The sequence below is a fragment of the Pseudomonas sp. ENNP23 genome (assembly GCF_001728945.1).
GTDB lineage: Bacteria > Pseudomonadota > Gammaproteobacteria > Pseudomonadales > Pseudomonadaceae > Metapseudomonas > Metapseudomonas otitidis.
The window spans coordinates 48,028-57,188 of record NZ_LYSP01000042.1 but is presented as its reverse complement, the minus strand read 5'-3'; the positions used below and the strand labels follow the sequence as shown (position 1 = coordinate 57,188).

Sequence of the window (9,161 nt, the reverse complement as noted above, 5' to 3'; positions counted from 1 at the left end):
CGGCAACCTCACCGCCAACGCCACCGACATCGAACTCACCCGCAGCACCTACGCCAGCGGCAACGCCCGCCTCACCACCGGCACCCTCAATAACCAGGAACGCCTCGCCGCCGGCGGCGACCTGCGCCTCAACGCCACCCACATCGACAACCCCGGCCGCCTCGAAGCCGGCGTAAGCAGCGACGGCAGCCCCAACAGCGACAACCCCGCCAGCGTCCTCGACATCCAGGGCGGCACCCTGCGCAACCGCGGCACCGTACACGCCCAGGGCCGCCTCACCACCGACCTCGCCACCCTCGACAACCAGAGCGCCAAACTGGTCGCCACCGGCAGCGCCCAGATCAAGGCCAGCACCCTCGACAACCGCCAGGGCGGCCTCATCCTCTCCAAGGCCGACGGCCTCACCCTCGACACCGCCGTCCTGGACAACCAGAGCGGCACCGTCCAGGCCGACAGCGGCGAACTCAAGGCCACCGCCAGCACCCTCGACAACCGCAACGGCAAACTCCTTACCGTCCAGGGCGCCCTGACCGTCGACGCCCAGGACCTGCGCAACCAGCAAGGGCGCCTCATCGCCCAGAACGGCACCCTCACCGCCCGCAGCGACACCCTCGACAACACAGCCGGCCGCCTCCAGGGCGACAGCGTCGACCTCACCACCCGCACCCGCCTCGACAACAGCCAAGGCCACATCACCGCCACCCAGGGCAACCTCAGCCTCACCCGCGGCGAACTGCTCAACGACAACGGCCAGATCCAGGCCAAGCACAGCCTCACGGCGAACGCCGACAGCCTGCGCAACCACAGCGGCAGCCTCGGCGCCGACACCATCGACCTCACCCTCGGCGGCCTGCTCGACAACAGCGGCGGCCTGGTGGAAGCCGCGCAGACCCTCAGCCTCGACCTCAACGACGCCCGCAACGCCAACGGCAAACTGCGCGCCCTGGGCCGCAGCGGCGAAAGCGTCTTCCGCCTCGGCGGGCGCTTCGACAACGACAACGGCCTGGTGGAAATCGGCAACGCCGCCTTCCGCCTCAGCAGCACCCAGCTCAGCAACCAGGGCGGCACCCTGCGCCACGTCGGTAACCAGGGCTTCGGCCTCAACCTGGCCGACGTCGGCCAGGCCGGCGGCCGCTTCCTCACCAACGGCACCCTCAGCCTCGACGTAGCCGACTGGACCAACAGCAGCCTGCTGCAGGCCCAGCGCATCGACCTCAAGGTCGGCCGCTTCACCCAGACAGCCACCGGGCAACTGGTGTCCATCGACGACATCACCGCCAGCGGCACCGACTGGACCAACGACGGCCTGATCGAAACCCAGGGCAAGCTCCAGCTCGCCCTCGGCGGCCGCTACCAGGGCAACGGCAGCCTCAAGAGCCAGAGCGACATGACCGTCAGCGCCGCCAGCGCCGAACTGGGCAGCGGCGCCCAACTGCGCAGCGGCGGCAACGGCGACTTCCGCCTGGGTGGCGCACTCACCAGCGCCGGCCAGCTCAGCGCCGCCGGCGACCTGCTGCTCAAGGCCGGCAGCGTGGACAACCGCGGCACCCTCGGCGCGACCAAGGCGTTACGCATCGAGAGCGACAGCCTGCGCAACGAGCGCGGCCTGGTGTTCAGCGGCGCGGACATGGTGCTGCGCACCGGCAGCCTGACCAACCTGCTGGGGGACCTCTACAGCCTGGGGAGCCTGAGCGTTGCGAGGGATGATGCCGGGGCCCAACTGACCCGCCTGGAGAACATCTCCGGGACGCTGGAAAGCTCGGGCGACATGAGCCTGCGGGCCGCCGTGCTGAGCAACCGCAAAGAGACCTTCGTCGAGGGGCGTGAGCTCACCTACGGCTACATCAGCGTGGTCTGCTACGACTGCAGCGGTGACCACCACAACGTCGACTACGTGGCCACCGAACGCTTCAAGACCATCGTCGCCAGCGATTCCGCCGCCGGCCGGATCAACTCGGGCGGCAACCTGGACATCCAGGGCGGTGCGGTCAGCAACCTGTACAGCAGCCTCAGCGCCACCGGCAACATCGCCATCGTGGCCACCAGCCTGGACAACACCGGCGCGGCCAGCGGCACCATCGAGCGCACGCGCCGCTTCAACACCGGGCGCGTCACGGACGGTACCGACGAGCGTTTCCGCGGGAACTACATCGACCCCTACAACGCCCGTCCGATGCCCAAGGAGATGCCCGGCGCGCTGTACGCCTGGAACCTGGTGAGCGACATCGAAACCCGCACGCCGACCGGCTCCGCTGCGCCGGCCATCATCCAGGCGGGCGGCAATGTGAGCATCCAGGCGACCCAGCCGCTCACCAACGATGCCGTCATCACCGGCCAGGCCCCCCAGGCCGGCGCGAGCCGCAGCCTGGACAGCCAGGTTTCCGATTCCAGCCAGCCGTTGGTGGTCCGGCTGAATGCCCAACTGGCACCCGACGCCCAGCAGCAGGCCATCAACCCCGTCGCCTTGCCCGGGTTCAGTCTGCCCCAGGGGCAGAACGGGTTGTTCCGGGTCAATACCAACCCCGGCCACCCCTACCTGATCGAGACCAACCCGGTCTTCGCCAGCCTGTCGGGCTTCATCAACTCCAGCTACCTGCTGGACCGCCTGGGCTTCAAACCGGACGAGACCCAGCGTCGCCTGGGGGACGGTCTGTATGAGCAGCGCCTGCTCCGGGAGGCGGTCATCGCCCGTACCGGCAAGCGCTTCCTGGATGGGCTGGCCTCCGACGAGGCCCAGTTCAAGTACCTGATGGACAACGCCCTCGCCAGCAAGGAGCGCCTCAACCTCGCCCCGGGCATCGCCCTGAGCGCAGAGCAGGTCGCCGCGCTGACCCACGACATCGTGTGGATGGAGGAGCAGGAGGTCAGTGGGCAGAAGGTGCTGGTACCGGTGCTCTACCTGGCCCAGGCCAAGGACCGCCTGGCCCCGAGCGGCGCGCTGATCCAGGGCCGCGACGTGGCGCTGATCAGCGGCACCACCCTCACCAACAGCGGCACCCTGCGGGCCAGCAACAGCCTCCAGGCCTCGGCCCTCAACATCAGCAACAGCGGCCTGATGCAGGCCGGCGAGCGCCTGTCCCTGCTCGCCACCGACAGCATCCGCAATGCCCGTGGCGGCCTCATCAACGGCAAGGATGTCAGCGCTATCGCCCTCACCGGCGACATCACCAACGAGCGCACCATCAGCCAGGAGTCCCGCAGCGGCAGGAACTTCAGCCAGCTCACCAGCGTGGTGGACAAGGCAGCCGGCATCGAGGCCGGCAACAGCATGACCCTCACCGCCGGGAAGGACATCCAGAATATCGGCGGCAGCCTCAAGGCCGGCGGCAACGCCACCCTGAAGGCCGGCAACGACCTGGTCATCGCCTCTGCTGCCGAGGAAAACGGCAGCATGCGCAAGGACAAGCGCCATTTCTGGAGCACCACCAGCACCACCCAGCATGGGAGTGATGTGCAGGTGGGGGGGGATCTGGATGCCAGCGCCGGGCAGGATCTCGCCGTGATTGCCAGCACCGTCAAGGCGGGGGGCGATGTCAGCCTGGAGACCGAGCGCGACATCACCATCGCCGCGGCAGCCGACGAGACCAGCAGTGAGTACCGCTACAAGCGCAGTGGCAAGAAGGTCAACAAGGAAGACAGCACCGTCCGCCAGCAGGCAGCAGTGATCGAAGCGGGTGGCGGCCTCGATATCGAGGCGGGCGGCAACCTGCTGCTCAGCGCCAGCCAGCTCAAGGCCGGTGAAGAGGCCTACCTGTATGCCGGCGAACAGTTGGCCCTGACTGCCGGACAGGACAGCGACTACCACCTGTACGACATGAAGAAGAAGGGAGCCTTCGGCGCCAAGAAGAGCCAGCGCGACGAAGTGACCGATGTCCGAAATGTCGGCACCACCATCACAACAGGGGGTGACCTCTCTCTGGTCAGTGAGGGCGACCAGCTCTATCAGCGTGCTCGCCTCGAAAGTGGCGGCAACCTGACCCTGGACAGTGGTGGCGCCATCACCTTCGAAGCGGTGAAGGACCTGCATCAGGAGAGTCACGAGAAGAGCAAGAGCAGCTTCGTCTGGAACTCCATGAGCGGCAAAGGCAATACCGATGAAACGGTGCTGCAGAGCCAGCTCATTGCCCAGGGCGAGATCGCCATCAAGGCGGTTGAAGGCTTGAAGATCGACATCAAGCAGATCGATCAGAAGACCGTCAGCGAGACCATCGACGTCATGGTCAGTGCTGACCCGCAACTGGCGTGGCATCAAGGATGCCGAGAAGCGTGGCGACATCGATTGGCGACGCGTGAAGGAGGTACACGACTCCTTCAAGTACAGCCACTCGGGGTTGGGTGGCGGGGCGCAGATCATCATCGCGATCATCGTCACCTACCTGACTGCCGGTGCTGGATCCGTAATTGCTTCTACGGTTAGCGGTGCCGTTGAGGGCGGCTTAGCCGGAACGGTAGTAGGAGGGGTCGCTCAGGGCGCATTCCAGGCTGCTGCCGTACAGGGGACCATCAGCACCATCAACAACCGCGGAAACCTGGGCGCAATCGCCAAGGACATGACCTCCAAGGACGCCGTCAAAGGGTATGTGGTGGGCGGCGTGACAGCGGGGCTGGTGGGGAACTACAGCCCCGGCTCAATGGGGTTCAACTGGCAAAGTGTCGGCCAGGTGGCCAAGGTCACTGCAGTTCAAGCCGGTGTTAAGACTGCCGTTTATGGCGGCAGCCTCAAGGACAACCTCAAAAGCGCAGCAGTTGCCAACGCCGTTGCGATTGCAGGCGCCGCAGGTGCCGACGTCATCGGTGGATTGCGTCTTGAGACGGGCAGCTTCGAGAAGGTCGCACTCCACGCGACGTTAGGTGGCCTCCTGTCCGAAGCCATGGGTGGCGACTTCCGGACCGGTGCTATCGCCGCTGGCGCCAACGAGCTGATGCTCAAGTGGATTGGCGAACATGTGTTGCCAGCCGACCTCGATAAAACCAGCGATGCGTACCGGGAAGGGCGGGAGAAGCTGCTGGTCATCTCCCAACTCGTGGGTGCCCTGGCAGCAGGTATGTCAGATGGCAATGCGGAAATTGCAGCCGCGGTTGCGGCCAACGCGACGGCCAATAACTATCTGCGCCATCAGGATGTCCAGGCCCTTGTTCGAGAGCTCGATGGCTGTGAGCAGGCTGGCACCTGTGAGCAGATCAAGGCCAAGTACCAAAAGATCAGTGCGGAGAATACCGAGCGTCTGAAGAACTGCCGGGCAAACGGGAATTGTGAGCAGATCGAGCGAGAAGTAGCCGAGGGCAGAGCGGCAATGGACAAAGTCCAGGATCGCTATGCCAGTGCTGTATTGGAAAAAGAGTTTTCCAATCAACAATGGCGGGATGGCCAGGACGTCAAGAATATTCTTTTTGATATGGCCAGTGACAAGGCCAGAGATGCAAGTGCCCGAGATGCGGCAAAGCGTGAGGAGTATCTAAAGTCGGCGAGTCCGCAGGAGCTTCAGGCCCAGTTGGATGCAGAGGCGCGCGAGCTCTATATAAAAGATACGCAGAAGAAGCTGGACGAACTCATTGCCAATATGGATGGGCAAATCAATCAGTTGCCCGTGGAAGTTCGGGAGATACAGAAGCTACAGCAGGAATATGCCGGAAACTTCAAGGTCGTTGCGGAGTTGGGGCAAGCGCTCAGTGAGATAGTCGAACCCGGTATCTGGGACGCACTGGGGCCCACTGCCAAGCTGGCCAAGCTCGAGCGGCTGGCAACCGTCCTCAAGGCGGCGGGTGCGAGCAAGCTGAGTACCAAGGCTGCCGAGACCGTCATCGCTATCGAGGAACTCAGTGCGAAGCTCAGAAAGCTGGAGGCGGGCAAGATCACCCCCTCTCAACAGGATCTAGCCAAATACTCCAACCAGACCACCACTGGGAAGCTGGTCAAGCCATGCTGCTTTGCCGCAGGAACCATGGTTTCGACACCGGACGGCGACAAGGCGATCGAAACCCTCAAGGCCGGCGACATCGTCTGGAGCAAACCTGAGAAGGGCGGTAAGCCCTTTGCCGCAGCGGTCACCGCCACGCACGTGCGGACTGACCAGGCAATCTACCGATTGAGACTGAACGCCCTAGGCAAGGATCAGACCGACACTCTGCTGGTTACTCCGGGTCACCCCTTCTATGTGCCTGCTCGCAAAGATTTCGTACCAGCGATCAGCCTGAAGGCAGGGGATGAACTGCAGTCGTTAGGCGATGGCAGCAGCAATGACGCGTCCATACGGGTCGAGTCCATCGAGATGGTCCAGCCCCAGGGCGTGACCTATAACCTGACAGTGGATATAGGACATACCTTCTATGTAGGGAGTCTGAAAACGTGGGTGCACAATACAGGGCCGTGCCTGCAGTGTGGGGCCGGTGGGTGTGTGGTGCATGCTACGGAGGGTCCAAAAGGTAAAGGCTCCGAGGCTCCGTACAATCCGCAAACCACCAGAAATGAGCTTGAGTCTAATTATGGGCGCGACAATGTTCTTTCCACTACGGTTCCGCCAGTCGATGGTCGAAATGTGCATCTTGCCGGGCAGCGCCATCCGGTAACGGGGATCGTATTCGATAACAGGGGCTTCCCTATATTTGATGATGTGGCTGCATTTGATACGCGGATATCAATTGATGTCTTCAAATCTGCGAGCTATGTAGGGCAGATGAAACTTGCGACCAAAGATTTGTTAGGGGCGATTCAGCAAGGTCAAGTGAAAGCCTCAAGTTTTACTGCTAAGCAGCTTCAGCAGATTAACGCAGGGGCAAAGAAAATTGATGGCTATACGTGGCATCACCATCAGGATAGTGGGCGAATGCAGTTAGTCCCTGAACTGATTCATTCAAAGACGGGGCACATCGGTGGCGAAGCCATGGGAGGTGGAATGTGAATCTGAGTGAGACTGGTTGCTTCAGCGATGAGCTGATAGCGTTTGTTATCACCTGTCTTTTTTGTGGGGCTATAAGCAGGGATGAGTTTAATACGTGGTGCGCTCAAGCACTATCGCTAGATGACGCCCCTGTATTTTTGTACGACTTGATGGATTTTCATGATGAAATTTTTAAGATATATCAGGTAATTGGCTATGTCCCCCATTGGGAGCATGCGGAAGATGACGAGTATGCCTTATATGGTATTGCTGTCCGTCGAGGGTTTGAGCCTTACGACATGCCTTTGACGACGGATAAAGCACTTGCGTCTCTTGGGGTAAGGCCAGATATTGAGCGGCTGTTTGGTAAGGTTTTTGACTTTATTGAACTGTAAGTTGGTCCAAAAGCGACTGAACCATTAAAAGCGTTGCCGGCACCCCGTCAAATCGATGCATCTTGGAGCTCTAACACCTATAAGCATGGTGGGCTGATGACAGGTATTGAACATGTCTTCTATCGCCATGGCCCTGACTCCGGATTCTCCAATACAAGTAAGTTTGCTGCTGGTACATCTCTAAAAGATGTTTCGAACTATGTGGATAGCGCTTTGAGGTACGGGAAGGTAACTCCCAATGGTCCGGGTGGATATGTAGTAGAGTATAACGTTGGCAAGATTATTGGTGTAGATGTTTCTGGGAAACCAACCAGCACTCTGAAGGTGAATGTTCGGGATGGGATAATAAACACGGCCTTCCCCAAATGAGAATGCACCATGAAAAATGATTTGCTTAGTGCTTTTTTGGAACAGGAGCTTAGCGACTCCGTAAGAGAGGTGCTTGCAGCCGCTGTGAGAGAGTCTATAAATCCAGAGGCGCAGGTTGCTACAAGAAGTTTTGAGTTTAACTGTTTTGATGTTGCTTTGGATTTTGAGTTTGGTACGGCTACTTTAGGAGATGTCTTATCTTCAGGGGCTGGCAGTGAGCAAGTGATTCCGCTGCCATTTTTCCTAGAAGCGTGCGGCTTGAGTTAATGGTCCAAAAGCGACAGGGACGGCTGGAGATGTTGCAGGCACGGGCGCTAGAAATCCGTTGCTTGATGATGCGATACCGAGAGGCGGTGATCGTCTGGTCGTGAATCAAGGACCTGTGCCTACTTGCGGTCACAACTCTTGTGGGATGGTTCTGAATACGTTGGGCAAGGAAGTTGATGTAGGCACTCTTATCCAAAAGCTCCCGCCCTCTGAAAAAGGAATTTTTGCTCAGGATGTTGCTAGCCTGATGAAGGCTGAAGGTGTTCCTGCAAGTGCCTTTGGGAACAGAAATGTCGCTGATTTGGCTAGATATACCTCAAATGGAACTCCGGTAGTTGTTCGAGTTGTTGACAAGACTACAGGCTCTGGTTTTTCCCATTTTGTTGTGGTGGATGGGGTTACAACTAGAAATGGCATTTCTGTTGTGGCTATTCGTGACCCGCATGGTACGCAGTATTTCAGTCCTGTTAGTACCTTTGAAAGAAATTTTTCGGGTGAGGTTGTTGTTCCTCGGAGTGCTTTGAAATGAAATTAAAAATTAGCTTCCCCCAAAATATGCACACTGAGCAATTGCTCAGGCAGGAGCGAATTCCTTGCTTGTGCAAAATATCTAAAGAATTTGAGATTTCTTTTTCGGATACTGTTCCTGAGGCATCCGGAATTGTATCTGAATGGGATCGTAATGAGTTGGAGTTAAGAGCTATTGCTGGTGGGGGAGGGCAATATACGCACTATGCGAACAGTCTGATTACCTTGAGGGGAATTGAGCCTGATGTTTATAAAATCATTGGGCTAGAAATGTTTTATACGAACTTCGGGTGGTGTGTTGTCTTGAAGGATGGTGAGTATGCGCCGCCAGGGAATTTTTGGGACGAAGAGTGACGGTTTTTGATGGGCTTTACTGACAGGTTGGTCCAAAAGGGTTAGAGATAGCGTCGGGCAAGTTTGACTATCTATTTGGGCGTGTGGCTAGCAATTCCCACAACGCCGCTCGTTCGAATCAACTCGCCCTTGAGATGAAGAGGCTTGGTGTTCCAGATAATGCAAGTGGTTACCAAATGCTGACTGAGCACTTGGCTCTTTCGGTTAAAACCGAAGGCAACGTGGTGAATACGTTCACTAACCAGTTCGGAAAATTTGAGGTTAGGGAATCATTGCTTATGGAGCCATCAGGCAAGGCCGCGAATTTTCAGAGTACGTTTCAAGTTCTTGAGGACGGGACTCGAAAACTTAGCACAATCATACCTATTCA

The 9,161-nt window shown here is 59.0% G+C and carries 7 protein-coding genes; all 7 read left to right on the top strand.

The features are described 5' to 3' along the window. Positions 1-4,417 (top strand): hemagglutinin repeat-containing protein (locus tag A9G05_RS21170; protein ID WP_171902735.1); only part of this gene is annotated, 4,417 nt, incomplete at its 5' end. After that, on the top strand, positions 4,332-6,899 hold the full coding sequence (locus A9G05_RS28215) for a DUF637 domain-containing protein (protein ID WP_069562822.1): 2,568 nt from the start codon (positions 4,332-4,334) through the stop codon (positions 6,897-6,899). The genes A9G05_RS21170 and A9G05_RS28215, both read left to right, overlap by 86 nt. Further along, positions 6,896-7,273: a hypothetical protein gene (locus A9G05_RS21160; RefSeq protein WP_240923042.1), complete on the top strand. Its 378-nt coding sequence runs from the start codon at positions 6,896-6,898 to the stop codon at positions 7,271-7,273. Before A9G05_RS28215 ends, A9G05_RS21160 begins: the two co-directional genes overlap by 4 nt. Before the next feature lie 96 nt (positions 7,274-7,369). Continuing rightward, entirely contained in the window at positions 7,370-7,642 is a 273-nt protein-coding gene (locus A9G05_RS26810; RefSeq protein ID WP_240923043.1) for a hypothetical protein, read from the top strand. 9 nt (positions 7,643-7,651) lie between these two features. Further along, positions 7,652-7,909 (top strand): hypothetical protein, encoded by a 258-nt coding sequence (locus tag A9G05_RS26805; protein ID WP_083265705.1) that lies wholly within the window; start codon positions 7,652-7,654, stop codon positions 7,907-7,909. A 100-nt stretch (positions 7,910-8,009) separates the two neighbouring features. Then, entirely contained in the window at positions 8,010-8,438 is a 429-nt protein-coding gene (locus tag A9G05_RS26800) for a cysteine peptidase family C39 domain-containing protein (RefSeq protein WP_256548474.1), read from the top strand. Next, complete coding sequence (locus A9G05_RS26795) at positions 8,435-8,791, top strand: hypothetical protein (RefSeq protein ID WP_083265707.1); 357 nt, start codon at positions 8,435-8,437, stop codon at positions 8,789-8,791. The genes A9G05_RS26800 and A9G05_RS26795 overlap by 4 nt, the downstream gene beginning before the upstream one ends. Positions 8,792-9,161: the final 370 nt, after the last annotated feature.

Coding starts and splice junctions, on each gene's coding strand:
- A9G05_RS26810 (WP_240923043.1), top strand. CDS start 7,370: ATGACAGGTATTGAACATGTCTTCTATCGCCATGGCCCTGACTCCGGA.
- A9G05_RS26805 (WP_083265705.1), top strand. CDS start 7,652: ATGAAAAATGATTTGCTTAGTGCTTTTTTGGAACAGGAGCTTAGCGAC.
- A9G05_RS26795 (WP_083265707.1), top strand. CDS start 8,435: ATGAAATTAAAAATTAGCTTCCCCCAAAATATGCACACTGAGCAATTG.